Source organism: Agrobacterium sp. CFBP 3001, assembly GCF_027871605.1.
GTDB lineage: Bacteria > Pseudomonadota > Alphaproteobacteria > Rhizobiales > Rhizobiaceae > Agrobacterium > Agrobacterium leguminum.
Genome location: NZ_JAQAHD010000001.1, coordinates 120,464 through 145,669 on the forward strand (window position 1 = coordinate 120,464; position 25,206 = coordinate 145,669).

The window sequence follows — 25,206 nt, forward strand, 5'->3', positions numbered from 1 at the left end:
GGGTTAACAGATTATTGCTTAAGCGAAAGTTGCGTCATGTGAGTCTGTCGTGTGTCGGGCGCAAGATTGATCATTCTTGGGCGGGGGCGCTGCCATGACTGCATTTTCTTTGGGCGAGACAGGCCGGACAGGGTTGCTGCGGGGAGCATGTCTTGCCGCATTGGTTCTTGCGATTTCAGGATGCGCGAGCACCAACAAGCCTGATCGCATGTCCACCGGCTCCATTCCCGCCGCCACGCGCTCCTATGATCACATGAACATGGAGCAGCTTCGGCAGGCGGAGGAGAGCGCCGGCAAAGCTTATGAACGCAGTCCCAAGGATAAATCGGTCGGCATGAATTATGCCAGCGTGCTGATGATGACCGGCAAGAACACACAGGCTCTCGCCGTCATGCAGCAGATCGCCATCGCCAATCCGGCCGACCGCGATGTCCTTGCCGCCTATGGCAAATCGCAGGCCGCTGCCGGCCAGCTGGAACAGGCGCTTTCGACCATCCAGCGGGCGCAGACGCCGGACAGGCCCGACTGGCGGCTTTATTCCGCCGAGGGCGCCGTGCTCGATCAGCTTGGACGCTCGAACGAGGCGCGTTCCCGCTACAGGCAGGCGCTTGACCTGAAGCCGAACGACCCGAGCGTATTGTCCAACCTCGGCATGTCCTATGTTCTGTCGAGCGATCCGCGCACTGCCGAAACATATCTGCAATCCGCCATCGCCCAGCCGGGCGCCGATAGCCGCGTTCGCCAGAATCTCGCACTCGTGGTCGGTCTACAGGGCCGCTTTGCCGAAGCCGAGCGCATCGCGGTTCAGGAGCTCTCTGCGCAGCAGGCACAGGCAAACCTCACCTATCTGCGTGCCATGCTTTCGCAGCAGAACTCCTGGCAGCAACTGGCGAAAAAGGACGGCAAGCCGGCTGGTTGATACGCTTTCGCAGGTATAGAAGGGTTGCCCTGATCGAACGATTTCCGGTTTCGCTCCTGCGCGTTTCCGTCGTTAGAACGTGTCGGCGACACGAATGCCGGCAGGCCCGAGAATAACGGCGATGAGAACCGGCAGGAAGAACACTATCATCGGTACAGTCAGTTTGGGCGGCAGCGCTGCGGCCTTTTTCTCAGCTTCATTCATTCGCTCGTCTCGACCTTCCTGCGCCAGAACACGCAGAGCCTGTGCGAGCGGCGTGCCATATCGTTCCGCCTGGATGAGGGCCTGCACCACGCTTTTGACACCGTCCAGTTGTGTGCGCATACCAAAATTCTCAAGCGCGACACGCCTGTCCTGAAGGAAGGACAATTCCGCTGTCGTCAGGATCATTTCTTCCGCAAGTTCAGGCGACTGTTCTCCCATCTCTTCCGCCACGCGGCGCATGGCCGCTTCCATCGAAACACCGGATTCGATGCAGATCAGCATGAGATCAAGTGCATCTGGCCAAGCCCGCTTGATCGAGACCTGTCGCTTGGTCATGCGGTTAGAAACGTAGATATTGGGAGCATAAAAGCCGATATAGCCGAAAAGAAGAACGGCCATCAGTCGAATGAAGAAGGCTTTATCCGCAAGATTTCCGAGAACGAAAATCCAGGTGAATGCGACGGCCAGAAAAATGAACGGCAATATGAATCGGGCGGCAAGAAATGTATTAAGCGCATTTTGCGAACGAAAACCGGCCGCTCGCAGCTTGTTCATTGTGTTCTTGTCGGCGAGCGCTTCCTGGAGATTGAATTTTTCGACGATTCGCCGTGCGGACTTGTTGTTGTTGCCACGCAGGGAGGCCTTGCCGTCTCTGGTTGCAGTTGCCAGACGCTCGCGCTCGCGGCTGCGAATAAGTTCCCGTTCGGACGATACGGCCTTCATTCGCTTGGCAAAGTCCTTTCGTTCGAAGAAAGGTGTAATGAGCGTATAAAGGGTGGCGAAAACCGCCACTGTTACAAGAATCGCAATTATAGTTTGCGGATTCGTCAGGTCTGAAAGGAGATTTCCTGTCATCGGTGACCCTCAAATATCGAAATTGATCATTTGACGCATGATGAAAATTCCGATGAGCATCCATAGCCCGGATGCACCCAGAATGATGTGCCCGCGCATATCCGTGAAGAGGACCGCGAGATAGTCGGGCGACGTGAAGTGCACCAGCAGCATCACAATGAAAGGCAATGCGCCGATAATGACGGCCGACGCTTTTGCCTCCATCGATAGAGCGTTCACTTTGGCGCGCATTTTCTTTCGGTCACGCAATACCTTTGAAAGGTTGGATAATGCCTCCGAAAGATTGCCGCCCGCCTGTGCCTGGATATTGATGACGGTGCTGAAGAAGCTGACTTCGAAAAGCGGCATGGTCAGCATCATGCGCTCTATCCCTTGGGGAATCCCGATACCAACCTGCTGCGCATCTACGACCCGCTGAAACTCTGTTTTCACCGGCTCCTGACCATCAGACGCGATCAGTCGCACGGCGTCATTCAGCGGCAATCCGGATTTGATTGAGCGGCACATGACATCCAGCGCATTGGGAAATTCCTCAAGGAATTTTTTCTGCCGGCGCTTGAGGATGAACGCCAATACCCAACGGGGCAGCCCTAAAGCTACCACTGCGCCTATGAGCAGCGAGGTTATTAATGATAGGTCATATAGAAGCGCGATGAGAGTGGCGAAAGCCGAAGCACCTGCGCTCAGGAGATGAAACTGCCGAACGGAGATTGCCAGCCCAGCCTGCACCAGCTTGTCGCGCAGGCTCACATTCTTCGCTTTTTTCGCCTTTTCATTCTGTTTTTTTTCCATATCCCGCAGGCTGTCCTGCATGGATTTGCGGCGCTTGCTGAGTTCCTGGACGCGGTCTCGTGCAGCTTTGATGTTTGTATGATCCGTCTCTGCGGCCTGCACCCGCTTGAAACGGCTGGTGGTCTTTTTCTCGACCTCTATCTGCTGGAAAAGAAAGACGTAGGCGAGTGCTCCTGCCGAGATGGCGACAAGTACGGCCAGTAACGCTATTGTCGGGTCCATGGCAGTCGCTTTCCCTTAGGATGTCTTTTCCATCTCATCGAGCGCGGCTGCCAGGCGTTTCTCTTCGCCGTAATAGCGTGCACGATCCCAGAAATTGGGCTTGCTGATGCCGGTCGATACGTGCCTGCCGATCAGCTTGCCGTTCGCATCTTCGCCTTCGATTTCGTATCGCATCAGATCCTGGGTGACGATGACATCGCCTTCCATACCGATCACTTCCGTAATCTGGGTTATCCGGCGCGAGCCGTCACGCAGACGCGCTGCCTGAATGACGACATCGATCGATCCTGAGATGATTTCACGCACGGTTTTGGCCGGCAGTGTGAAGCCGCCCATGGCGATCATCGATTCGATACGGCTGAGGCATTCGCGTGGGGTATTGGCGTGCAGCGTTCCCATCGAACCGTCGTGACCGGTGTTCATGGCCTGCAGAAGGTCGAAAACTTCCGGTCCGCGCACTTCGCCGACGATGATGCGTTCGGGCCGCATGCGAAGGCAGTTCTTGACGAGATCGCGCATTGTGATCTCGCCTTCCCCTTCGATATTGGGCGGACGCGTTTCGAGCCTCACCACATGCGGTTGCTGCAGCTGCAGTTCGGCGGTGTCTTCACAGGTGATGACGCGTTCATCCTTGTCGATGAAGCTCGTCAGGCAGTTAAGAAGCGTCGTCTTACCCGAGCCGGTGCCGCCCGAGATAACGACATTGCAGCGGACGCGACCGATGATCTTGAGCAATGTAGCGCCTTCCGGCGTGATCGCTCCGAAACGTACGAGCTGGTCGAGTGTCAGCTTGTCCTTCTTGAATTTTCGGATCGTCAGCGCCGGACCGTCGATGGCAAGCGGTGGAGCGATGACGTTGACGCGCGACCCATCCGGAAGGCGGGCGTCGCATATCGGGCTCGACTCATCCACGCGTCGGCCGACCTGGCTGACGATGCGCTGGCAGATGGAAAGCAACTGCGCATTGTCACGAAAACGGATATCGGATTCGATGGTCTTGCCGCCGACTTCGATGAAGGTCTGGCCGGAACCGTTGACCATGATATCGGCAATGTCGTCGCGTGCGAGAAGCGGCTCCAGCGGTCCGTAACCAAGAACGTCGTTGCAGATATCTTCGAGCAGCTCTTCCTGCTCGGCAATCGACATGGCGAAATTCTTGATCGTGATAATGTCGTTGACGATATCGCGAATTTCCTCGCGCGCGCTTTCCGCGTCAAGCTTGGCGAGCTGCGAAAGGTCGATCGTATCGATAAGCGCGGAAAATACCTGGCTCTTGGTATTGTAGTAGTCTTCCGTGCGGGCGCGTTTTCTCTGCGCGAGCGGTGCGCTTGCGATTGCTTGACGCACCACCGGTGATTGGCCGGGTTCAAGAGTGTCAAGTGCAGCAGAACGAGGTTCAGGCGCCGCCGTTACCTGCATGGGCACAGGTGCAGCAAGATCCGGCTTCGTGCTTCTGGCTGGGCCTTCAGGCCCGCGTTTTCCGAACATCGGCGTTTCCGTCTAAGGACGCAGGCAGAAGGCCTACTTGCGCTTGAGAATATTCTTCAGTTTTTCCAGACCGCCGCGCCTGCTTTTGCGCAGCACGGAGCGGCCGGTGATGGTATGGGCGATTTGCGAAAAGGTTTCCGCCGTCTGGGATTTTTCATCCATCTCGCTGATCATGCGTCCGCTATTGGCGGCGTTTCCGAACAATTGTGCGTCGAATGGGATAATCGCAATCGGCTCGATTTCCAGCGGCTCAAGGAAGTCCGCCGGCGCGATTTCCGGGCGCTTGGGCATGCCGACCTGATTGAGAACGAGGTGCGGCAATTTATCGTTGGGTCTCAGCTTGATGAGAGCGTCGAAGAGATTCTTCGTATTGCGCAGATTTGCGAGATCGGGAACCGCCGTTATGACCACCTCATCGGCTTCCGCAAGGACTGCGCGCGTCCAGTCGCACCATTGGTGGGGAAGATCGAGAACCGCAACCGGGGCACTGCGCTGCAAAACCTCGAGGATCGGCAGAAAAGCCTGACGATCGAGATCGTAGGTTCTGTCGAGAAGAGACGGTGCCGCCAAAAGCGACAGATGATCGGAACATTTCGTCAAAAGACGGTCGAGAAATACCTCGTCCAGCCGCTCCGGCGAAAAGACCGCTTCAGCCATGCCCTGGGCAGGGTCCTGATCGAAATCGATATTCGCCGTTCCATAGGCAAGATCCATATCCGCCAGAATGGTTTCCGTGGAGAAAAGACTCGAAATGCCGAAGGCGCAATTATGCGCGATGGTCGATGAACCTACGCCGCCCTTGGCACCAATGAAGGCGATGTTGCGGCCCAGCGGCTCCGCTTCCGGATCGACGAAGATCGCGGCGATCGAAGCCAGGAGATCGGCCATATTGACCGGAGCTACGAGATATTCGGAAATGCCGTTGCGGATGAGATCGCGATAAAGCGTGATGTCGTTGTGTCGGCCGACAATGATGACACGCGTGGAGGGATCACAAACTTCCGCCAGGGGCGCGAGATCGTCCAGCAGCGAGGCGGTTGAGCTTGCCGTTTCAAGAACGATGAGATTGGGCGTGGGCGACGTGGAAAACATCGTGGCTGCCGCATTGATATCGCCCTTGGTCACCCGCAGGGTAACCTTGCTCATGCGCCGGTCGCTGGACAATCCGTCCATGACGCCTTGCATGTTGTCGCTGACGCAGAAAGCGTGAACGGAAATGCGGGGCAGGGGGCGCAGGCGATCCATATCCGAAGCGCGCACGGGCGGCTCGGCTTCCCCGCCGCCGCTAGGTTTGATATCGTATTCTACAGCGCTCATCGTCTATCCTGCCGTGACAAATTTTGGGTCTGCATCAATCTGTTGCCGCGGTCGAAGTCTTGCCGCGATAGGTGTCGATGACGACCGCGCGGCGCTCGGCATCGATCGGGCTCATGCCACGCGGGCCGACCAGATCCATGGGATTGGCGATCTGCGCTGCGAGATTGCTTTGGGACGCGCACCCGAAATTGTACCAGTTCTTATTGGCGAAGGTATTGTCCGAGAGATCCTCTGGCCATTGGCCGCACTGACCGGTCATGGCGGTAACGGCGACATAGCTCAAACGGATGGGAGAGGCGTCGCCATTGGGGGAAGCGGCATAACGCGTCTCCATGATCTTGCCCGGCGCCACACCCGCGCCGGAAAGCGTCGAGCGAATCTGTTTCGCCATTCGCGATGCGGCCGCCGAGTTGGCCGATCCCGACGGCGTCTGAATATTGATGATCCCGGTGGACATCGACGCATAATTCTGGGCAAAGCCGCGGACATTATCCGCCATCGCTGTGGTCAGCCGACTGTCGCTGGCCGAGACCGGAATATCCAGCGAATGCTCCGCTTCCGACAGGGTAATCGGGTGGCGTGTGCGATAATCGTCGGGAATGGCGTTGGTGGTCATCGGATCGCGTGCGCAACCCTGCAACAGGCCGGCGGCAAGCGCGGCAACGACGACGAGGCCGGTCCGTCTTCCGGAAAGGTAGGGGGAAAAGGAGGAATAGGGTTCCTTCATGACGTTTCCTGCCCTGACCGGGCTTGCTGTGAAGAGGGGATTTTGTGTGCGTGTCGTCATTTGTAGATGAACCCCACTGACCCCTGATAGGGCGCGGCCTGAACCTGATCCTTGCGGCCATAGACCTTGTTGACGCGGTTCATGAAATACATGGCGGCGTCGTTTTCCGGATTGAAGTTATCATCTGGCCGGGCGATCTGATTGCGGGCAACGGGCCGCACCAGATAGGGCGTTGCGATAATGACCAGTTCGGTTTCGTTGCGCAGGAAGTCCTTGCTGCGGAAAAGCGTGCCGAAAATCGGGATTTTCGACATGCCCGGAAGCCCGGACATGGCCTGGCGGACATTGTCCTGAACGAGACCTGCGATCACGATCGATCCGCCGGAGGGAAGCTCGACCGTTGTGGAGGTCTCACGCTTTCTGACCGACATGTAGGTCGAACCTGGGACCGTGCGGCCCGAATTGCCAGTTACAACATTGCCTTCATAGGTGGGTTCGGAAACATTGGTTTCAATTTTGAGACTTATTCGGCCCGGCGAAAGCACCACGGGCTTGAAGTTTAACGTGATCCCATAATCGACAGTATTGGTCGTGCGCGTAATTGTGGGTCGCCCGGTGTCCTCGTCGATGTCGACTTCCTGTTCTCCGGCAATCCTGAAATCGCCTCCGACGTAGAACTTTGCCTGCTCTCCGGAAATAGCCGTCAGGCTTGGTTCCGCCAATGTACGCATGACGCCCGCCTGCTCCATTGCAGTGAGATAAGAAGCGAATCTGAGAGACCCCGAGCCTATCGCACCACTGGCAATTCTTGACGCGCCATCGATCACATTGCCAAGATTAGACGGATTCGCAAATTCGAAACCATTACCGCTTGTTGAACTGCTGATGGAGCCGTTGAAGCCGAGTTGCTTCAGAACCTGTCTGCTCACCTCGGCGACGGTAACCTTCAGTGTTACCTGATCTTCACCCTCAATCGTCAGCATGTTCACAATTTGCGATACCTGCCGGCGCTCCGCAAAAATCGCTGCATCGCCGCCATTGTCACCGCCTGTCAGAGATATATTACGGGTGGTGGCCTCACCGCCTTTTAGAAATGCGTCGGCAAGTTGAACGGCGCGTGCGGAGTCCTGCGGTGTACGCACCGATCCTGTAAGAACGATGTTGTCTGAAACGATTTCTACCTTGATATCCGACTCGGGAATGAAACGGCGAATATTCGCCTCGAGTCCGGAGATGTCCCGCTCTACTTCCAGATCGAGACTGACGATTTCCCGGCCGCCCTCACCAAAAATGAAAATGTTGGTCTGTCCTACCGTTTTACCAAAAAGATAAATACGTCTGGACGTGCGGGTGACGGCATCGGCAAGGCTCGGATCGGCAACGAGAATGTCGTGTGCATCTTCGGGCAGGTCGATGACCAACGCCTTGTTTAAACCCAGCTTTAAGCGCTTGCGAATGCCTGTGCCGCTTTCGGTAATCCGCACGATGCTTGCGCTTTGCGCCTCCGCTTCGCTGACGCGCAGAAACTTGGGGGAATGCTGGCCGGGAACGCCTGAAAAGGCCAGGCAGAATGCGAGCCCACCCGCCATCGATGAACGCAGGCGTTGGTTGAGACGATTTGTCATGAGCCTTCCGGTCATTGTGAAGCTCCTTGACCGCTCTTCACGATCGAGCCGGATTTGATCACCTGGATTTCCGGCTGTCCGGAACCGCCGCTGAGAAGATGGCCAGCCGAAAGCGTATCGTTTTCCTGCGCATCGGCGACGGAGCGCAAAGCAAGCGTGAGACGGTCCGCCATTTGCTGCGCCACCGTTATGATCTTCGCCTGTTCCGGTGTGAGTTCGAGCGTGGCGGTTGCGCCGACCACTGCCGACGTTCCGTCCTCGCCTTCCTTGATCTGCTGATCGATTGCCAGGACACGAACATTGTTCAAAACATTTTCGGTCAGAAAGTTATTATTGTCGCCCTTGCGGACCATGATCACATCGACCCGGTCGTTCGGCAGCACGAAACCGCCTGCGCCTGTCGAGACGGAAATCTCGGTGGCGACAGCGCGTTTCCCGGCCGGCAAAAGGGAGGACATGATGCGCGTGCTGGAATCGACCACTTTTTCCGGCCGGATCGGTTCACCTTCGAACAGAGGCAGCCGCACGACCGCACCGGTGAGTTCGGTAATGGCGTCAGGCCTTTTTACTTCCGTTATGAAACTGTCGACCACATTGCCCTGTGGCCAGGGTGTCCAGCGCACGGAACTGTCGTTCAGGCGGCTACCGACGGGCAGATTGACCGAAGAGACGAGAACGTTGACCGTCGGTTCTTTCTGGATGATCGTTTCTGCTTTTTTGATGACCTGCTTCGCGCCGGAAATCTGCATGGCGACAAGGCCGGCAAGACCGGCGGCCACCAGAGCAACGGAAAGAATAAAGATACGCGACGGTTTCATGCTCGATCCTTGAGGGAATCAGATTCTTCTCCCGTCAGGATGGCGCGCGATTGGTATAATTATGGTTAATAGTGTGCTTGGATTTGTAGTTAACAATTCTATAAACGATTGGGATCGAAATCCTGATCTAGTATAGGCTTGTGATCGCCGCTTTTACGAGGGGGCAATTCCCATACGTCAGAAGCCCCGCTGCAGCGATACCGATACCGTATGGAATCTTCTTGGCAACCATAAGGGAATCAGGGATCGGTATGCCGATGGCTACGATTTCCTGTGACCGTGATCTCAGCAGTAGTATGCCAACTGTCAATGCGCCGCCGATCAGCGTCACCGCAAGTAAAAATTCTACGAGAGAAATGTCGAAGCCGTACCAGACTGCCGCTCCAGTCAGCAGTTTTGCGTCTCCTCCGCCCATGACATTGGCAGCGAAGAGCATAAAACAGCAGAGAAAAACGGCGAGGCCGCCTGCGAGACTTAAGATAAAAGTCTGCAAATCCATTCCCGATAGGGGCGCTACGAAAGCGAAAGATAGTAAGAGCACGACGGTTATCGAGTTGGGGATCGTCATGCTGAAAAGATCGTTCAAGGCCGCGAAACTGAGGCAGAGCGGGACAATAAGAAAAATCGCTGCAACGATCATAGTTACCCTGCCTTAATCTATTCAATTCAGCTGGAAGAATAGCAAATGCAGGTGATTTCCCAATTCTGGGTAAATCACCTGCATTATACTTTTTATCAATCAAACGCCGCCGGTGGAGGCTTTCGAGTTCGTGAACGAGGTGCTGATGAAAGTGAAAGTGTCTTTCAGCTTACCGCCGACTGCCGTGGTACCACCGATGATGCCAACGGAAATAAGTGCAGCAATCAAACCATATTCGATTGCGGTAGCACCGGATTCATCCTTGAGGAAACGAGCAAAAATCTTGGTCATAGGGTCTCTCCTAACTTGTGTTGGTTCAGCACGCCGACAACTGTTCTCCGTTGTTCGGTTGGGTTCAAACTACAACGGAGCGATTTCCAAGCGCTTAAAAAAAACGATTAACTCAAAGTAAACGGCAGGATGAGTTTCTCTTGGTAAATAAAAATAAAAAGTATTGTCTGCATTTTTATATTTGCTGATAAACAAATATATTCAGACGCTGCCCATTTCTCTCTTTTGGCAAAGTTTCCTTTGAAAGAGGCGCAGCTGTTCAGTTTTGACGCGCGACGGAGAGACGTGAAAATATCAATACATTACGAATGGTTACCATCCGCATTGCGGATTTCCGCCATTTAACGCTTCATTCACTAAAACCGCGCATGGTGTGGAGCAATAAAGTGCGGGTAGTGAGCAAGGGCCAAACGCGTGTCATCCGGAAAACTGGCGAAAATTGTGGTCGGCTTGTCCGTCTTTCTATCGGGTTCGCTGCAGCCCGCCTTCGCTGAGGATGACATTTTGCGCGTTTCGATGAATCACGCCCGTGTCCTTCGTCTCGACCGCGCCGTCAGCAAGGTTATCGTCGGCAACTCCAAAGTCGCCGATGCCACGGTTGCCGATGCCACCACGATTGTTCTGACGGGTCGCAGTTTCGGCACGACCAATCTCGTGCTTCTGGATGCCGATGGCAATCCTATCGTGGATGAACGCATTCTCGTCTCTATCGACGAGGGCAATACGGTGCGTGTTTTCCGCCAAACGGAGCGGACCGTTCTGTCCTGTACGCCGAATTGCGAACAGCATTCGCAAAATAGTGGCGATCAGCCATAACAGGTAAGGTCGATCGTATTTCAGACAGGACAAAAGGCCTTCCGACAAAAACGGAAGCGGCCTGTTCGTAGCTTTTCTGTAAGTGGAAAAGGCGAAAAAGCAACACGCTTCCCGGCGTTTACCGGTCGGCTATATGTTGCTGTTTTTTCGGCTAAGTTCTTGATCTGGCTAAGATCAAAAATGGAATGGTGCCCAGAAGAGGACTCGAACCTCCACACCCTTGCGAGTACCAGCACCTGAAGCTGGCGCGTCTACCAATTCCGCCATCTGGGCGACGGAGAGCGATGTACGAGGGCAGCCGCCCGGTGTCAACAGGCTTTTTGAACTTTTATGACGATCATTGATTTTAAAGGGAAAAAACTTGGTTAGGGCTGTTGAAACATGTCGCCGGGTCAGGTGTCGAACCCTTCATGCTTCGTTCTGTCCACATGACCGAGGTCGCGCTCCGGGTCGATGATGTCACGGATTCTCTGTTTGAGTTCTTTTGGGCCGGGAAAACCGCCATCGCGTTTGCGTTCCCATATGGTCGTGCCGTCCACGGTGATCTCGAACAGACCGCCGGTCGAGGGAACGAGGCTGACTTCGCCGACGTCTGAAGCGAAGGTCTGCAGGATTTCCTGCGCCATCCAGCCTGCCCGGAGCAGCCAGTTGCATTGCGTGCAATAGCGGATGGTTATGCGGGGTTTTGTCTCGGTCATCCTCAGGTCTCCTTCACCGCGCAGCGGCAATAATGTTCACGATAATGTCAACCATAATACTCATGTTTTTACCGGGCGTACGCTTGTTCTTATCATGCGGCTTTGCGAACAGAGAAGCTGTCGAAGGCTGAAACGTGGAGATCCTATGGCCCAGTTCGAGAATAATCGTCAGCGTCTTTTCGTTCCGGCGGTCGCACCGCTTTATAATGCGACACACGATCTAGTGGAGACGATCCTGCGCGTCACGGCCGGGCTTCTTCTTGTCACCCATGGTTTCGGCAAGATCGTCAATCCTTTCGGCGCAGTCGGCATGGTGGAGAGCCTCGGCTTTTATCCCGGCGTCTTCTGGTCGCCGCTGCTTGCCGCCACGGAATTTTTCGGCGGCATTCTGGTCGCCATCGGCCTGTTCACACGGCCGGCATCTTTCGCGGCCATGATCGTTCTTCTGGTAACGGTTTATTTTCACGGCATCGTAAAGGCGGAAGGTCTGGGCGGCGCGGAAAAATCGATTCTGTGGGCTGCGATTTTCCTGTTCTTTGCCGTTCGTGGCGGCAACCGGCATTCCGCAGACGCCAAACTGGCGCGTGAATTCTAAGGCGCATCAGGTCAGGTCATCCGCCTGTCGTCGCACTGACGACGCCGCGGCTCTTGAAAATCGATTTTTCTCGTGGTGAAGCTGGATTCGATCGGCACTCTTGGCCGGTTGAATCCATTGTAGTCTCCACGAGGTCTTATGCGCGTCGCAATCATAGAAAACATGGCGGGTACGCCGCATGGGCAACTCGGCGTAGCGCTGGAAGAAGCGGCGGCGGAAATCCATGTGATCCGCGCCTATGCGGGTGAGTCGCTCCCAAGGGATGCCGCCGACCATGATGCGCTTGTCGTTCTGGGCGGCGAACAGAACGCGCTTGACGATGCGCTTTATCCCTATCTTGCCGATCTCGCCCTTCTCATGAAAGCCTTTGGCGATGCTGGTAAAGCGGTCATGGGTGTGTGCCTCGGCAGCCAGTTGCTGGCGCGCGCCTATGGCGGAGAGAATATTCTCTCGGGGCCGCCGGAATTCGGCTGGCAGGATGTCTCCCTGACGGAAGAGGGCGTGTCCGATCCGCTATTGGCCGGGCTGGAAAAGACCTTTCCTATTTTTCAGTGGCATTGCGATACATTTACGCTTCCGCCGGACGCCACGCGGCTTGCGACCAATGGCGCGACACGAAATCAGGCCTTTCGCATCGGCCGGGCGGTCTATGGCACGCAATTCCATTTCGAGGCCTCGACCGCCGTGGTTGATGGCTGGTGCCAGGCGTTTCCTGCTTCCGTCGAAAGAATGTCGCCGGGCTGGCTGGAGAATTATCGTGACCACCGTGGCTTGCGCGCAGAAATGGCCGATGCAGCCGGGCTGGAGATCGCTCGAGCCTGGGTACGGCTCATTCAGATCGGCGATTTTCCGTTGCGAAAGTGATCGAGGCCGAACAGAGTTGCGGCTGATGGACTACCGCGCGAAAGGAGGCGCAAAGATTATGTACAAATTCGAAATCTATCAGGACAAGGCCGGCGAATATCGTTTCCGCTTCAAGGCATCCAACGGGGAGACAATGTTCTCGTCGGAAGGGTACAAGGCGAAGGCGTCGGCTATCCATGCGATCGAATCGATCAAGAGAAACTCCCCCGGCGCCGACACTGTCGATCTGACCGCCATGACGGCCTGAGCCGCGCCACGACGCGAGAACTCGAACCGTTTCGCCTGCCAGAAATGACGGGCGCATCGGTGGGTGCCGACGTAAAGATAAGATTCAGTCTTTTTTGATAATCTTCCGTTAGCATTTGTATTTCGAGGTCTCCGGGCGGCATCAGAGTGCCCCCGATTTGTTTTGCGTACGGGTTCTCATGCGTTCATCGGCTGTGCCAGCACTTTTCTTCGGTTGCTTCCTGCTTGGAGGCTGCACGTCCAGTTCCGGGCCGGAAAGCCTGGTGGCCGGTTTGCCCTCGAAGGAAACGACGAGTTCGGTCACGCCATCCGCGCCGGTGCCGCAGGCAAGTGTCGGTACCCAGCCCATTTCAGCACAGCCACGGCAGGAAGTTCTGGCATGGGGCGGGCCGGTGCCTGACGAACCCAAGGCCTTTTCCGCTGTCACCCCCAGGGCGTCGTTAACGCAGAATGCACCTGAAATCCGTTTGCCGGTTCCGTCACAGGCGGCGGGAATGGTGCGGCCGGCGGAGCGCCCCACGATCAACCAGATGGAGCGCCCGGTCCAGTTGGCCATGGCTGCGGCCCCGGCGGCGAGCGCCGGTGCGCAAATCCGCTCGCGCATTTTCCGCTCCAGCTTCAGCGATGCCAAGCCGATCAATTTCGGCAAGGTCCAGCCGCGTCATTTCCAGGTCCACGGGGTGGATGTATCCCGCTGGCAGGCCAATATAAACTGGCCGCAGCTGCGCACACGCGGCGCCAATTTCGCCTTCATCAAGGCGACGGATGGCGGCGACCATCTCGATCCGATGTTCCGCACCAACTGGCAGCGCGCGAAGGAAGCGGGCATTCGCCGCGGCGCTTACCACTTCTTCTACTGGTGCCGCAACGCCAGCGAACAGGCGGACTGGTTCATTCGCAATGTACCGCGCGACCCGGAAGCCCTGCCGCCGGTCATCGACGTGGAATATAACGGCGAATCGAGCTGCAAGATGCGCCATTCCCGTGAACGCGTTCTGGAAAAGATGCGCGTCTTCATGGACAAGCTTGAGCGCCATTACGGCCAGCGGCCGATCATTTATACGGCGCCCGATTTTTACAAGGACAACCTCCAGGGCGAATTCCAGGATTATCCCTTCTGGCTGCGCGCCGTCGCCCAGCATCCATCGGTGGTTTATCCCAGCCGCAAGTGGCTGTTCTGGCAATATTCCGGTTCCGGCCTGTCGCACGGCGTCGATGGCCGCATCGATCTCAATGTCTTCAACGGCAGTGAGGATGCATGGCATCGCTGGGTGGACCGCCGTTCGAGCTGACGATGGCAGCCGTCAACGCGCGAATTTTCGTGCGCCTGCAACACAGAGCACCACCACAAGCGTAACGGCGATCATGGCCGGGCTCACTTCCTCATGCAGCAGGGTCGCGGCAAGTGCCAGCCCGAAAAAGGGCTGAAGCAATTGCAGCTGGCCGACGGCTGCGATGCCGCCAAGCGCCAGTCCGCGATACCAGAAGATGAAGCCGATCAGCATGCTGAACAGGGAAACATAGGCAAGGCCGGCCCAGGCCTGCGGGTCGATGCCGGCAAGCGTTTCCGGCCCGGTGAAGAAAGCAAGCGGCAGCATTACCGGCAGGGAAAGAACCAGCGCCCAGGAAATGACCTGCCAGCCGCCCAGCTTGCGGGAAAGGGCAGCACCTTCCGCATAGCCAAGCCCGCAGACGATGATTGCGCCGAGCATCAGAAGATCGCCGGCAAGCGAGGCCTCGATCCCGGCGGCAAACGAATTCGACAGCGAAAACCCCGCAACAAGCGCGCTTCCAAGACAGGAAAAGAGCCAGAAGACGGGGCGTGGGCGTTCTCCGCCGCGCAGCACGGCGAAGATTGCTGTTGCGAGCGGCAAGAGCCCCACGAAAACGATGGAATGCGCCGAGGTGACATGCCGCAGGGCGAGTGCGGTCAGTAACGGGAAGCCCACCACGACGCCGAGCGAGACGATTAAAAGCGATGTCAGGTCATCGCGCGCCGGGCGCCTTTGCCTGAACAGAGACAGCAGCGCCAGCGCCAGCAGGCCCGCAATGCTGGCGCGGGCGACGGTCAGGAACACCGGATCGAAACCCGTTACCGCAATGCGTGTCGCGGGCAGCGAACCGCTGAATATCACCACGCCTGTCAGACCGCTCAGCCAGCCGCTCGTCGTCTTGTCCATTGTCAACTCCTGCGTTTTGCCTTTCTTGATCCGGAATGGCTGGCAGGAACAGCGACAATCATATACAATTTCAACAAACTGTTATGGTATCATAAGCGGTACAGTTGGAGGAAAGTGTGGACGGACAAGTCGCTGCGGGCACGCGCATAGAGAAGGTGATGGCAAGTGTGCGGCAACGCATCGCCTCGCGCAGCCTGGTGCCTGGCGCGCGCCTGCCGTCGGTCAGGGCACTGGCGAAGACCATGCAGGTTTCCACCTCCACCGTTGTCGAGGCCTACGACCGGCTCGTGGCGGATGGTACGATAAGCTCGCGCCCCGGCTCCGGTTTTTTCGTTTCGGGCCCGCTTGCGCCCCTGTCGCTTGCCGATATCGAGCCGCAGCTCGATAGGGCGGTGGATCCCTTGTGGGTCTCGCGGCAGGCGCTGGATGAGGGTTCCGTTCTCGCCAAACCCGGCTGCGGCTGGCTTCCCGCATCGTGGATGCCGCAGGAAGCGTTGAGGCGGGCGATGCGCGGGCTTGCCCGCGCCGACGCCGCCCTGCTGACGGATTATGGCAGTCCGATGGGGCTGTTGCCGCTGCGCCAGCTTCTGTCGCGCCGGCTGGCCGAACACGGGGTGCAGGCGGGCGCCAGCCAGATCATGCTCACCGATTCAGGCACGCAGGCGATCGATCTTCTGTGCCGTTTCCTGCTGCAACCGGGGGATACGGTTGTTGTCGATGATCCCTGTTATTTCAATTTCCACGCCCTCTTGCGGGCGCATCGGGTGAAGATCGTCGGTGTTCCCTATACGCCGACCGGACCGGATCTGGCACTCTTCGAGCAGGCGCTGAAAGACCATCAGCCCCGGCTTTATATTACCAATTCCGCAATCCATAATCCGACAGGTGCAAGGCTTTCCGCCGTTTCCGCCCATCGCCTGCTGATGCTCGCCGAACAGGTGGGGCTGACCATCATCGAGGATGATATTTTTGCCGATTTCGAAACCCAGGCCGCGTCCCGGCTGGCGGCCTTCGACGGTCTTAACCGCGTCGTCCAGATAGGCAGTTTTTCAAAAACACTGTCGGCCTCCGTGCGGTGCGGTTTCATTGCAGCGCCCGTCGCATGGGTGGAAGCCCTGACCGATCTCAAGATCGCCACCACTTTTGGCGGAACGCATTTTTCGGCGGCGCTGATCCTGTCGCTTTTGACCGATGGCAGTTACCGCAAGCATGTCGAGGCGCTGAGGCAGCGTCTTGCGGCAACGATGCCGGAGGTGGCGGCGCGTCTGAGGTCGGTCGGATGTGTGCCGTGGATCGAACCGCAGGCGGGCATGTTTTTATGGTGCCGCCTACCGGACGGGGTTGATGCCGCCGATGTGGCGCGCCGCGCGCTTTCGCGGCAGGTGGTGCTGGCCCCCGGCAATGTGTTCAGTTCCTCGCAGAACGCCTCCGGTTTCATGCGTTTCAATGTGTCGCAAATGGCAGGTCCGCAGGTCATGACGGTGCTGGCGGAGGCGCTTCAGCAAGCGCCCGAACCTCGTCGGTTGTAAGCGTTCTGGAAGGAATCGGAACAAAATCCCGTGAACGTCGTTTTCTCCGCAGAATGAAGAGGAGGAAACACCATGACATTCGATCCCAACAACCCGCGTCCGGACCGCGATCTTCGTCCGGAAGTGAATATCAGCAATGAACCGCGTGCCCGCACGTCGTCGTCCTGGGTGCCGTGGTTGGCGATCATCGTCGTCGTATTGGTGGGCGTTTTCGCCTGGTCGCAGATGAGCGGCCCGACCACCGATCCGGCCACGACATCCTCCACCACGCCGCCAGCGGCAACGGATCAGGCACCGGCGCCCATGGCTCCAACCGCTCCGGCAACACCGCCTGCGAACAACACCGCACCGGCAAGCCCGAATACGGGCGGCACGCAGACCCAGCCGTAACGGGCCTACTGATATGATAAAACCGCCTGCCTCCGGGCAGGCGGTTTTTCTTTGCGGCCATCATCCGCGCCCTAAAGCTGCTCCATCGCGGAAGGGTGGTTGGAAACCCTGGACCAACGGCTGATGGATTCCTGTGCCAGTTGCGAAAGGGCAATGCTCCCGAAACGGGATAGCAGAATGTTTTCCGCCTCTTTCATGGCGTCGAAAAGTGCTGCATTGACGGCCTGTTCAATAACGCAATTCGGGTTGTCGCCCGCCAGCCCTATCGAGAACAGTTCCGGTGCGCCAAGCGCCCGGTAAATGTCGAGCAGCGTGATTTCGCTGAGCGGCCGCGCCAGCACCCACCCGCCGCCATGGCCCTTTTCCGACGAGACATAACCATGCTCGCGCAAGCCGGCCATTGTCCTGCGCACCACCACCGGGTTGGTCTGAAGCATCGCCGCGATGCTCTCGGATGTCGCCGCACCCTTATGATTTTCCATATGGATCAGAATATGCAGCACCCGTGAAAGCCGCGTGTCGTGTCTCATTGTCCAAACCCGTCTGTTTACACCGACGCTATCACTTTCGATGTGACGTAACAATATAAGTTGCGTGACTATTGACTCTGAAAATCACGTAACAATATAAGTATCGTGAAATGAACCGGCACTTCCGCCTCTTTCCTGAAACGATGGGTGCATCATGAAATTCGACGTCATCATTATCGGCGGCAGCTATGCCGGCCTCTCGGCCGCCCTGCAGCTTGGACGCGCCAGAAAAAACATTCTGGTGGTGGACGCCGGTGAACGGAGAAACCGTTTCGCCAGCCATTCCCACGGTTTTCTCGGCCAGGATGGAAAGGCGCCGGGTGAAATTATCGCCGAGGCGCGCCGCCAGATCGAACGTTACCCGACCATAGATTGGGTTGAGGGGAGGGTGACCGATGCCGAAGGCTCCTCCGGCGATTTTGTAGTCGAGATCGATGGCAAACGCCGTGAGACAGCGGACCGGCTGATCCTCGCCATGGGCGTCACCGATGAATTGCCTGCTATTGCCGGGCTGAAAGAGCGTTGGGGCTCTTCGGTCTTCCATTGCCCCTATTGCCATGGTTACGAGCTCAATCAGGAAAAGATCGGTGTCATCGCCGCTTCACCTCTGGCCATTCACCACGCATTGATGCTGCCCGACTGGGGCGAGACGACCTTTTTCACCAATGGCGTATTCGAGCCGGATGGGGATCAGCAGGCATTGTTGGCGGCCCGGGGCGTGCGGGTGGAAACAACCCGAATCCGGGAAATTACGGGGCATGCGGATGTCGTTATGGCGGATGGACGCAGCATCGCATTGGCTGGCCTTTTCACCCAGCCGAAGTTGCGTATCGCCTCGAACTGGCTGGAAAAACTTGGCTGCGCCGTGGAGGAGGGGCCGATGGGATCGACCATCGTGACAGATCCCATGAAACAGACCACGGCCCGCGGCATCTTCGCCTGCGGTGATGTGGCAAGGCCTGCCGGCTCAGTCGCCCTTTCGGTGGGAGACGGCGCCATGGCGGGTGCTGCGGCTCACCGGTCGATCCTGTTTCCGGAATGATCAATGCGAAACAAGATTGAGCCAGCGGCCCGGCGGCATGCCGAAGGCATTTTTGAAATGTCGGGTAAAATGCGCCTGATCCGCAAAACCGCAGGCAAATGCCGTTTCCGCAAGGCCCGCACCCGCACGCATCATCTCTTTGCATTTTTGCAGCCGGCGCATGATGAGATAACGGTGCGGGCTGGTGCCGAACAGGAAGCGAAAGTGCCGAAAGAGCGTGAAGCGGTCGAGCCCGCTTATCCGTTCCAGCTCTTCGGAACCGACGGTGTCGGCGCTATTCTCCAGCAGATAGTCCCGGCACCGTAAAACGGCGATCCGGTCGATCCGTTTGATGGTTCTGGCGCTTCCGTTTGAATGTTTCCAGAGCAAATCCGCCAGTCTCGACTGCCAGTCGGTGAGAAGCAGATTGTCCGGCGCGCCTTCCAGATTGCCAAGCGCCTCGATGAGGCATTGCCGGAATTCCTCATCCTCGATGACGGGATTCTGGGCGAAGGGCAGCGCATTATATCCGGCCTCAGTCGTTTTTTCGGGCGGAAGATAAAGCATACGGTAGCGCAGGCCTTCATCGGTGCCTGCGCCACCATCGTGGACTTCGTCCGGATGCAGCACGATTACCCTTCCGGGCGTGCTGAAATGCGATTTCCCCCGATAGGAAAAAGTCTGGACGCCGGAAAGCGTGACACCCAGCGCATAGGTATCATGACGGTGCGGCGCATAGGCGTTGCCATGAAAGCGCGCTTCGATGCGTTCTATGCCTTCGCTGGAGGGTGCCTGCACGATCCCTTCGAATTTGCACGAACGTTCAAGATCGCCGACGCCCCGAGGCGCTAGGATCGCTTCTCTTTCGTAACCACAGCCAGATTGAGTTCGCATGTTTGATACCAAGATCGCCGTCATCCTTCGCGATGACCTTGCCGTGTGGCAAAAACTGAACGTTACCGCATTTCTCATGTCCGGGATCGTCGCCCAGACCAAGGAGATCATTGGAGAACCATACCGCGACGGGGCAGGCAACGTCTATAATCCCCTGTCCATCCAGCCGATTGTCGTCATGGCCACGGATCAGGAGGCGCTGCGCAAAATCCATCAGCGATCCCTCGAGCGCGACGTCACGACTTCGCTTTATATCGAGGAAATGTTCGCCACCGGGCACGATGTCGCCAATCGCCAGGTATTTTCGGAGTTTTCGCCGGAGAATGCCAAGGTGGTCGGCATGGCGCTGAGGGCCGACAGGAAGATCGTCGACAAGATTACCAAGGGTGCGAAGCTGCACGCGTGATAGAAGCCTAAACGCAAAAGGGAGGCGATGGGCCTCCCTTCAATCGCGACGGCAATATGATTTTGCCGCTTATTCGTCGTTCATCTTCAGCGCAGCGATAAAGGCTTCCTGCGGAATTTCCACCTTGCCGAACTGGCGCATGCGCTTTTTGCCTTCCTTCTGCTTGTCGAGAAGTTTGCGTTTGCGCGTCGCGTCGCCGCCATAGCATTTCGCCGTCACGTCCTTGCGCAGCGCACGCACGGTTTCGCGGGCGATGACCTTGCCGCCGATAGCCGCCTGGATCGGGATCTGGAACATGTGCGGCGGAATGAGTTCCTTCAGCTTTTCGCACATGCCACGCCCGCGCCGGTCCGCCGCCGAGCGGTGAACCAGCATGGAGAGCGCATCCACCGGATCGCCGTTTACGAGGATAGACATCTTGACGAGGTCGCCTTCGCGATAGTCGATGATGTTGTAATCGAACGAGGCGTAACCCTTGGAGATGGATTTCAGCCGGTCGTAGAAATCGAACACCACTTCGTTGAGCGGTAGCTCATAGGTGATCATCGCACGGTTGCCGACATAGGTCAGCTCCGTCTGCAGGCCGCGCCGGTCCTGACAGAGTTTCAGGATGCCGCCGAGATATTCGTCCGGCGTCATGATCGTCGCCTTGATCCAGGGCTCGCGGATTTCCTTGATCTTCACGACGTCGGGCATGTCGGCCGGGTTGTGAAGTTCCTTCTCCGTGCCATCCGTCAGCGTCATTTCATAGACAACGGAAGGCGCTGTCGCGACGAGATCGAGATTGAACTCGCGCTCGAGGCGCTCCTGAATGATTTCGAGATGCAGCAGGCCGAGGAAACCGCAGCGGAAACCGAAACCGAGGGCGGCGGACGATTCCATTTCGAAGGAGAAGGAGGCGTCGTTGAGACGAAGCTTGCCCACCGCCGCGCGCAAATCTTCGAAGTCGGCCGCATCGACCGGGAAGAGGCCGCAGAACACCACGGGCTGCGCAGGCTTGAAGCCGGGCAGGGCCTGCGCCGTCGGGCGCTTGTCGTCGGTGATGGTATCGCCAACACGGGTATCGGCGACTTCCTTGATCGAGGCGGTGATGAAGCCGATCTCGCCGGGGCCGAGGCTGTCGACATTGACCATCTTCGGAGTCAGCACGCCGACGCGCTCGATGCCGTATTTCGCGCCCGAGCCCATCATGCGGATCTGCTGGCCCTTGCTCAGCACGCCATCGATGACGCGCACCAGAACCATGACGCCGAGATAGGTGTCGTACCAGCTGTCGACCAGCAGCGCCTTCAGCGGTCCGTTTTCGCCGACTTCGCTCTTCGGTGGCGGCAGACGGTGGACGATGGCTTCCAGAACATCGGGAATGCCAAGACCGGTCTTGGCGGAAATCATCACGGCGTCGGAGGCGTCGATGCCGATCACCTCTTCGATCTGCTCCTTGATGCGGTCAGGTTCGGCCGCCGGCAGGTCGATTTTGTTAAGCACGGTGACCAGCTCGTGATTGTTATCGATGGCCTGATAGACGTTGGCGAGCGTCTGGGCTTCCACGCCCTGCGATGCGTCGACCACAAGAAGCGAACCTTCACAGGCCGAAAGCGAGCGGGACACTTCGTAGGCGAAGTCGACGTGGCCGGGCGTGTCGATGAGGTTCAGCACATAGGTCTCGCCGTTATTCGCCTTGTAGTGCAGGCGCACGGTCTGGGCCTTGATGGTGATGCCGCGTTCGCGCTCGATATCCATCGAATCGAGAACCTGTTCCGACATGTCGCGTTCGGCAAGGCCGCCCGTCGACTGGATCAACCGGTCGGCCAGCGTCGATTTGCCGTGATCGATGTGGGCAACGATCGAGAAGTTGCGGATATGGTCCAGGGGCGTGCGGGTCGAATTTGTGCTCATGTCCCGCGCTATAGCAGGGGCTTGTCACACCGCAAAGCGGGAATTTGGTTAAAAGCCTTTTAAAATGGGCTTTTCAGATCGCAAATTGCTCCGGCCAGTCGCGCCGGGTGGCCACCTGTCCCTCGGTTCGGAGTCTTGCGACGGCGGCAAGATCGATATCGGCGATCAGAAGCGTGCCCTGTGTCACCGCATCGCTTTCGCTTTCCGCGACGATACCGGATGCGGGCATGCCGTAGTCGGACGGCACGTAAAGGGCGGCGCGGCCGCGATTCTCATCGACGGCGGGAGACCATGGGGCCTCGCCCGCGGTGGGGGAGGAGAGGATGGCATATTGGTTTTCCAATGCCCTGGCCTGCGCGCCGATGCGCACCCGGTAAGCACCCGCCAACGTGTCGGTACAGCTGGGGGCGAGCACGAGTTCGACGCCGAGCTCCGCCAGTCTGCGGCCCAGCATCGGGAACTCGTTGTCGTAGCAGATGAGAATGCCCAGCCTGCCTATCGGCGTCTCGAAGGCTTTCAGGCCCTCGACGCCGGCATGAATGTTCCATTCCTCCCGCTCGAAACGGGTCATGATCTGCTTGTCCTGATAGCCGATCAGCCCATCCGGGCCGAACAGCCATGCGCGGTTGCGGAATTTGCCGTCCGGGTCCTTCACCGGTGCGCTGCCCGGCTGGAAGAGGATTTGATGTTGCCGCGCCAGCTCCTCGCAAAGCTCTACCCAGGAAGGGATCAACGGCTGTATCTCTTCGATGGAACGATGCAGATCGGAGCGCGCGGCGGGTGGCAATTGCCCGGTCAGCGCCATGGCCGAATATTCAGGAAGCAGCAACAATTCCGCGCCTTTTTCCTTCGCCTCGCGAACGATGGCGGAGAGATGCGCGGCATAAGCCTCCCATGTCTCGATCAGCTCGATGGCATATTGGCTGGCGGCAAGGCGTGTCATTTGTCTCCGTCTCCGGCAAGAATGGTCTTCATCCAGAAGGACAGCGGTTTCGGGCTTTCAACGCTTTCGTCGAGGTCCTGCCATGTGAAGCTGGTGCGCAGTTCCGGGTGATGGCTATAACCGCGCTTTTCCCAGAAGGCGTTCAGCGGCACGTAGTCCGCCGGGCGTCGTGGATGGTCTGCGGGTCGCTCCACAGCACAGAAAGTGCACCTGTCGAAACCGAGCCGCTTTGCATGCGCCTCCCGTTCTTCGAAGAAACGCACCCCAATGCCGTGGCCGCGATAGCCGGGCAGAAGTACGCTTTCACCGAAGTAGAATATCCGGTCCGGATCGTAACCTGCTTTGACGAAGGGCTCCTTCACCTCTTCGGTCTCGGCCGCCATCGGCATGCCGGTGGACATGCCGATCACTTTGCCGTCATCAAGCGCCAGCACGAAGACGGCGCCGTCCGTATCGGCATAGGTCGCGAGATATTTGCGCTCATAGTCCAGCGAGCCGTCATAGAGATAGGGAAAGGCGCGAAACACCTCGATCCGCAGGCGCGCGAGGTCATCGAAATACGGTGTGGCGTCAATGCCGGAAAGAGACTTGATTTCGACGGTCATGGGCATTTTCACTTTCGGTTGCACTGGTTATACCGTCATGGAAAACCCGCGCAAGCATTGAACGGAGAAGACGATGACCGCTGCCGAGACCATCCGCGCCTACTACGAAGCCTTCAACCGTCAGGACATGGATGCCTTTCTGGCGCTTCTTCACGATGAGGTGGTGCACGACATCAATCAGGGCGAGCGCCAGACCGGCAAGGCCGCCTTCGCTTCCTTCATGGACCATATGAACCGCTGCTATAAGGAAAATCTCACCGACATGGTCATCATGGCGAGCGAAGATGGCAAGCGTGCTTCCGCAGAATTCATCGTCAACGGCGAATATCTCAAGACCGACGAGGGATTGCCCGAGGCGAATGGCCAGAAATACGTACTACCGGCCGGTGCCTTTTTTGACCTGAAGGACGGCAAAGTTAGCCGAGTAACGAACTACTATAATCTGAACGACTGGATTGCCCAGGTCGGCGCCTGAGACGTTCTTTTGCCGCAAAGCAACCGGCGGCAAAGAAGATGATAGTTTCCATTATCGTGGATATTGACTCCATCATATGAGAGTGCAATTCTCATATGATGGAAAACGAAGATCATATTCTTGAGCGCTCCATCGGCGAGCGGATCAAAACATTGCGGGCTGAAAACGGCCTGACGCTGGACAGGCTCGCCGCCGAATCCGGCGTCAGCCGCGCCATGATCTCCCGCATCGAGCGTGGAGAGGCGAGCCCTACGGCCTCGCTGCTGGCCCGCATCTGCGCAGCCCTTGGCCTGTCGCTTTCCGGTTTCTTCGCTGAAAACGAAGAGGCTGTGTCCCCGCTTATGAAAAAGCGTGATCAGCAGCTCTGGAAAGATCCGGAGACCGGTTATGTGCGCCGCGCCATCTCTCCGCCGCGTGTGGGATCCGATGTCGATATCGTCGAAGTCGAATTTCCGCCCGGCGCGCGCGTCGGCTTCCCTCCGCATGCGGCGAGCCGGGGGATGACGCAATATGTCTGGCTTTTCGAAGGTGTGCTGGAAATGACGAGCGGCGGAGACGTTCACCGGCTGGAACCCGGAGATTGCCTTTTCATGCCGGTTGGCGAGGGGCATGTTTTCCACAACCCCTCCGAAAAACCTGCCCGTTATGCCGTCGTGCTGGACCAAAGACAGCGCTGATTTCCCCGACAGGAGTTTTTATGACCACCATCCGCGTGTTGAACCGGGAAGAGACCATCGATGTCTTGCCCGAACTCTGTGAGGTTCTGGCTGCCTGCGTGAACGGGGGCGCATCCGTCGGCTTCATGTTGCCCTTTTCACCGCAGGATGCGCAGCCTTTCTGGCAGTCAGTTGCAGAAGCGGCGGGCGAGGGCAGCACCATTCACGTGGTGGCGGAAGTGGATGGCAAGGTGATGGGCACCGTGCAGGTCGGCCTTGCCTCCAAACCCAACCAGCCGCATCGCGGCGATTTGATGAAGCTTCTGGTGCATCCGTCCGCGCGAGGCCTCGGACTTGCCCGCAAGCTCATGCAAAAAGTGGAGGAGGAGGCGGCAAAACGTGGTCGTACCCTGCTGGTGCTGGATACGGCCACGGGCAGCGATGCCGAGGCGATCTATCCTCGCCTCGGCTGGGAGCGGGTCGGCGTCATCCCCGATTACGCCCTGTTTCCTGATGGACGCTTTTGCGGCACGACCCTTTTCTATAAGCGGATCGGCTAGGCCT

Annotated in this window: 29 protein-coding genes and 1 tRNA gene; 13 read left to right on the forward strand and 17 right to left on the reverse strand. The window is 57.7% G+C overall.

Annotation, left to right across the window (positions count from 1 at the left end; all coding sequences use genetic code 11):
- The first annotated feature begins 94 nt into the window (after positions 1–94).
- Positions 95–919, forward strand: coding sequence for a tetratricopeptide repeat protein (locus PH605_RS00575; protein WP_142844166.1), 825 nt, complete (start codon positions 95–97; stop codon positions 917–919).
- A gap of 72 nt (positions 920–991) precedes the next feature.
- On the opposite strand, the gene PH605_RS00580 is transcribed toward PH605_RS00575, so the two are convergent.
- The 9 genes from PH605_RS00580 to PH605_RS00620 form a co-directional block, all read right to left on the reverse strand.
- Entirely contained in the window at positions 992–1,978 is a 987-nt protein-coding gene (locus tag PH605_RS00580; protein ID WP_065654708.1) for a type II secretion system F family protein, read from the reverse strand.
- A 9-nt stretch (positions 1,979–1,987) separates the two neighbouring features.
- Complete coding sequence (locus PH605_RS00585) at positions 1,988–2,992, reverse strand: type II secretion system F family protein (RefSeq protein WP_142844164.1); 1,005 nt, start codon at positions 2,990–2,992, stop codon at positions 1,988–1,990.
- Between the two features lie 15 nt (positions 2,993–3,007).
- Complete coding sequence (locus PH605_RS00590; protein ID WP_142844162.1) at positions 3,008–4,480, reverse strand: CpaF family protein; 1,473 nt, start codon at positions 4,478–4,480, stop codon at positions 3,008–3,010.
- Positions 4,481–4,513: 33 nt separating this feature from the next.
- Positions 4,514–5,797 (reverse strand): AAA family ATPase, encoded by a 1,284-nt coding sequence (locus PH605_RS00595; RefSeq protein WP_142844161.1) that lies wholly within the window; start codon positions 5,795–5,797, stop codon positions 4,514–4,516.
- Positions 5,798–5,831: 34 nt separating this feature from the next.
- A complete protein-coding gene (locus PH605_RS00600; protein ID WP_078051408.1) occupies positions 5,832–6,524 on the reverse strand; it encodes a CpaD family pilus assembly protein in 693 nt (230 codons plus the stop codon).
- A gap of 56 nt (positions 6,525–6,580) precedes the next feature.
- Positions 6,581–8,164 (reverse strand): type II and III secretion system protein family protein, encoded by a 1,584-nt coding sequence (locus PH605_RS00605; protein WP_065654703.1) that lies wholly within the window; start codon positions 8,162–8,164, stop codon positions 6,581–6,583.
- Entirely contained in the window at positions 8,161–8,967 is an 807-nt protein-coding gene (gene cpaB, locus PH605_RS00610; RefSeq protein ID WP_142844160.1) for a Flp pilus assembly protein CpaB, read from the reverse strand. The genes PH605_RS00605 and cpaB overlap by 4 nt, the downstream gene beginning before the upstream one ends.
- Positions 8,968–9,094: 127 nt before the next feature.
- Positions 9,095–9,607: an A24 family peptidase gene (locus PH605_RS00615; protein WP_142844158.1), complete on the reverse strand. Its 513-nt coding sequence runs from the start codon at positions 9,605–9,607 to the stop codon at positions 9,095–9,097.
- A 99-nt stretch (positions 9,608–9,706) separates the two neighbouring features.
- Positions 9,707–9,898, reverse strand: a complete 192-nt coding sequence (locus PH605_RS00620; RefSeq protein WP_003524475.1) for a Flp family type IVb pilin — start codon at positions 9,896–9,898, stop codon at positions 9,707–9,709.
- 414 nt (positions 9,899–10,312) lie between these two features.
- On the opposite strand from PH605_RS00620, the gene PH605_RS00625 reads away from it, so the two are divergent.
- Complete coding sequence (locus tag PH605_RS00625) at positions 10,313–10,714, forward strand: pilus assembly protein N-terminal domain-containing protein (RefSeq protein WP_161987714.1); 402 nt, start codon at positions 10,313–10,315, stop codon at positions 10,712–10,714.
- Positions 10,715–10,900: 186 nt separating this feature from the next.
- On the opposite strand, the gene PH605_RS00630 is transcribed toward PH605_RS00625, so the two are convergent.
- Positions 10,901–10,987: transfer RNA gene (locus PH605_RS00630), tRNA-Leu, on the reverse strand.
- Between the two features lie 119 nt (positions 10,988–11,106).
- Entirely contained in the window at positions 11,107–11,412 is a 306-nt protein-coding gene (locus PH605_RS00635; protein WP_142844154.1) for a SelT/SelW/SelH family protein, read from the reverse strand.
- 145 nt (positions 11,413–11,557) lie between these two features.
- Between PH605_RS00635 and PH605_RS00640 the strand changes: the two genes are divergently transcribed.
- The 4 genes from PH605_RS00640 to PH605_RS00655 all read left to right on the forward strand — a co-directional run bounded on the left by PH605_RS00640 (position 11,558) and on the right by PH605_RS00655 (position 14,409).
- Entirely contained in the window at positions 11,558–12,007 is a 450-nt protein-coding gene (locus PH605_RS00640) for a DoxX family protein (protein ID WP_003524478.1), read from the forward strand.
- 138 nt (positions 12,008–12,145) lie between these two features.
- Complete coding sequence (locus PH605_RS00645) at positions 12,146–12,871, forward strand: type 1 glutamine amidotransferase (protein ID WP_161987712.1); 726 nt, start codon at positions 12,146–12,148, stop codon at positions 12,869–12,871.
- Between the two features lie 58 nt (positions 12,872–12,929).
- The gene (locus tag PH605_RS00650) at positions 12,930–13,118 is read left to right on the forward strand and encodes a YegP family protein (protein ID WP_059759498.1); all 189 of its coding nucleotides are present in this window, start codon (positions 12,930–12,932) and stop codon (positions 13,116–13,118) included.
- Positions 13,119–13,296: 178 nt separating this feature from the next.
- Positions 13,297–14,409, forward strand: a complete 1,113-nt coding sequence (locus tag PH605_RS00655) for a glycoside hydrolase family 25 protein (protein WP_142844150.1) — start codon at positions 13,297–13,299, stop codon at positions 14,407–14,409.
- Between the two features lie 12 nt (positions 14,410–14,421).
- On the opposite strand, the gene PH605_RS00660 is transcribed toward PH605_RS00655, so the two are convergent.
- Entirely contained in the window at positions 14,422–15,297 is an 876-nt protein-coding gene (locus tag PH605_RS00660) for a DMT family transporter (RefSeq protein ID WP_142844148.1), read from the reverse strand.
- A 116-nt stretch (positions 15,298–15,413) separates the two neighbouring features.
- Here PH605_RS00660 and PH605_RS00665 point away from each other — a divergent pair, with 116 nt between their 5' ends.
- Entirely contained in the window at positions 15,414–16,826 is a 1,413-nt protein-coding gene (locus PH605_RS00665) for an aminotransferase-like domain-containing protein (RefSeq protein WP_161987710.1), read from the forward strand.
- Positions 16,827–16,898: 72 nt separating this feature from the next.
- Entirely contained in the window at positions 16,899–17,216 is a 318-nt protein-coding gene (locus PH605_RS00670; RefSeq protein WP_003524488.1) for a hypothetical protein, read from the forward strand.
- Between the two features lie 71 nt (positions 17,217–17,287).
- Here PH605_RS00670 and PH605_RS00675 read toward each other — a convergent pair whose 3' ends face one another.
- Positions 17,288–17,746, reverse strand: coding sequence for an Rrf2 family transcriptional regulator (locus tag PH605_RS00675; protein WP_020808452.1), 459 nt, complete (start codon positions 17,744–17,746; stop codon positions 17,288–17,290).
- Positions 17,747–17,900: 154 nt separating this feature from the next.
- On the opposite strand from PH605_RS00675, the gene PH605_RS00680 reads away from it, so the two are divergent.
- On the forward strand, positions 17,901–18,788 hold the full coding sequence (locus tag PH605_RS00680) for an NAD(P)/FAD-dependent oxidoreductase (RefSeq protein WP_142844146.1): 888 nt from the start codon (positions 17,901–17,903) through the stop codon (positions 18,786–18,788).
- Here the strand turns inward: PH605_RS00680 and PH605_RS00685 are convergent, their stop codons facing one another.
- The gene (locus PH605_RS00685) at positions 18,789–19,565 is read right to left on the reverse strand and encodes an AraC family transcriptional regulator (RefSeq protein WP_161987708.1); all 777 of its coding nucleotides are present in this window, start codon (positions 19,563–19,565) and stop codon (positions 18,789–18,791) included.
- Positions 19,566–19,659: 94 nt separating this feature from the next.
- Between PH605_RS00685 and PH605_RS00690 the strand changes: the two genes are divergently transcribed.
- Positions 19,660–20,067, forward strand: a complete 408-nt coding sequence (locus tag PH605_RS00690; RefSeq protein ID WP_078051400.1) for a DUF2000 family protein — start codon at positions 19,660–19,662, stop codon at positions 20,065–20,067.
- Between the two features lie 69 nt (positions 20,068–20,136).
- Here the strand turns inward: PH605_RS00690 and lepA are convergent, their stop codons facing one another.
- From lepA to PH605_RS00705, 3 genes are all read right to left on the reverse strand, one after another.
- Positions 20,137–21,975, reverse strand: a complete 1,839-nt coding sequence (gene lepA, locus PH605_RS00695) for a translation elongation factor 4 (RefSeq protein WP_035240402.1) — start codon at positions 21,973–21,975, stop codon at positions 20,137–20,139.
- A 61-nt stretch (positions 21,976–22,036) separates the two neighbouring features.
- Positions 22,037–22,906 carry a carbon-nitrogen hydrolase family protein gene (locus tag PH605_RS00700; protein WP_142844143.1) on the reverse strand — a complete coding sequence of 290 codons (870 nt, stop codon included), beginning with the start codon at positions 22,904–22,906 and terminating at the stop codon, positions 22,037–22,039.
- Complete coding sequence (locus PH605_RS00705; protein WP_161987707.1) at positions 22,903–23,511, reverse strand: GNAT family N-acetyltransferase; 609 nt, start codon at positions 23,509–23,511, stop codon at positions 22,903–22,905. Before PH605_RS00705 ends, PH605_RS00700 begins: the two co-directional genes overlap by 4 nt.
- A 73-nt stretch (positions 23,512–23,584) precedes the next feature.
- Here PH605_RS00705 and PH605_RS00710 point away from each other — a divergent pair, with 73 nt between their 5' ends.
- From PH605_RS00710 to PH605_RS00720, 3 genes are all read left to right on the forward strand, one after another.
- Positions 23,585–23,986 (forward strand): ketosteroid isomerase-related protein, encoded by a 402-nt coding sequence (locus PH605_RS00710; RefSeq protein WP_078051397.1) that lies wholly within the window; start codon positions 23,585–23,587, stop codon positions 23,984–23,986.
- 95 nt (positions 23,987–24,081) lie between these two features.
- The gene (locus tag PH605_RS00715; protein ID WP_142844142.1) at positions 24,082–24,663 is read left to right on the forward strand and encodes a helix-turn-helix domain-containing protein; all 582 of its coding nucleotides are present in this window, start codon (positions 24,082–24,084) and stop codon (positions 24,661–24,663) included.
- Between the two features lie 20 nt (positions 24,664–24,683).
- On the forward strand, positions 24,684–25,202 hold the full coding sequence (locus PH605_RS00720; protein WP_142844140.1) for a GNAT family N-acetyltransferase: 519 nt from the start codon (positions 24,684–24,686) through the stop codon (positions 25,200–25,202).
- The last annotated feature ends 4 nt before the right edge of the window (positions 25,203–25,206 follow it).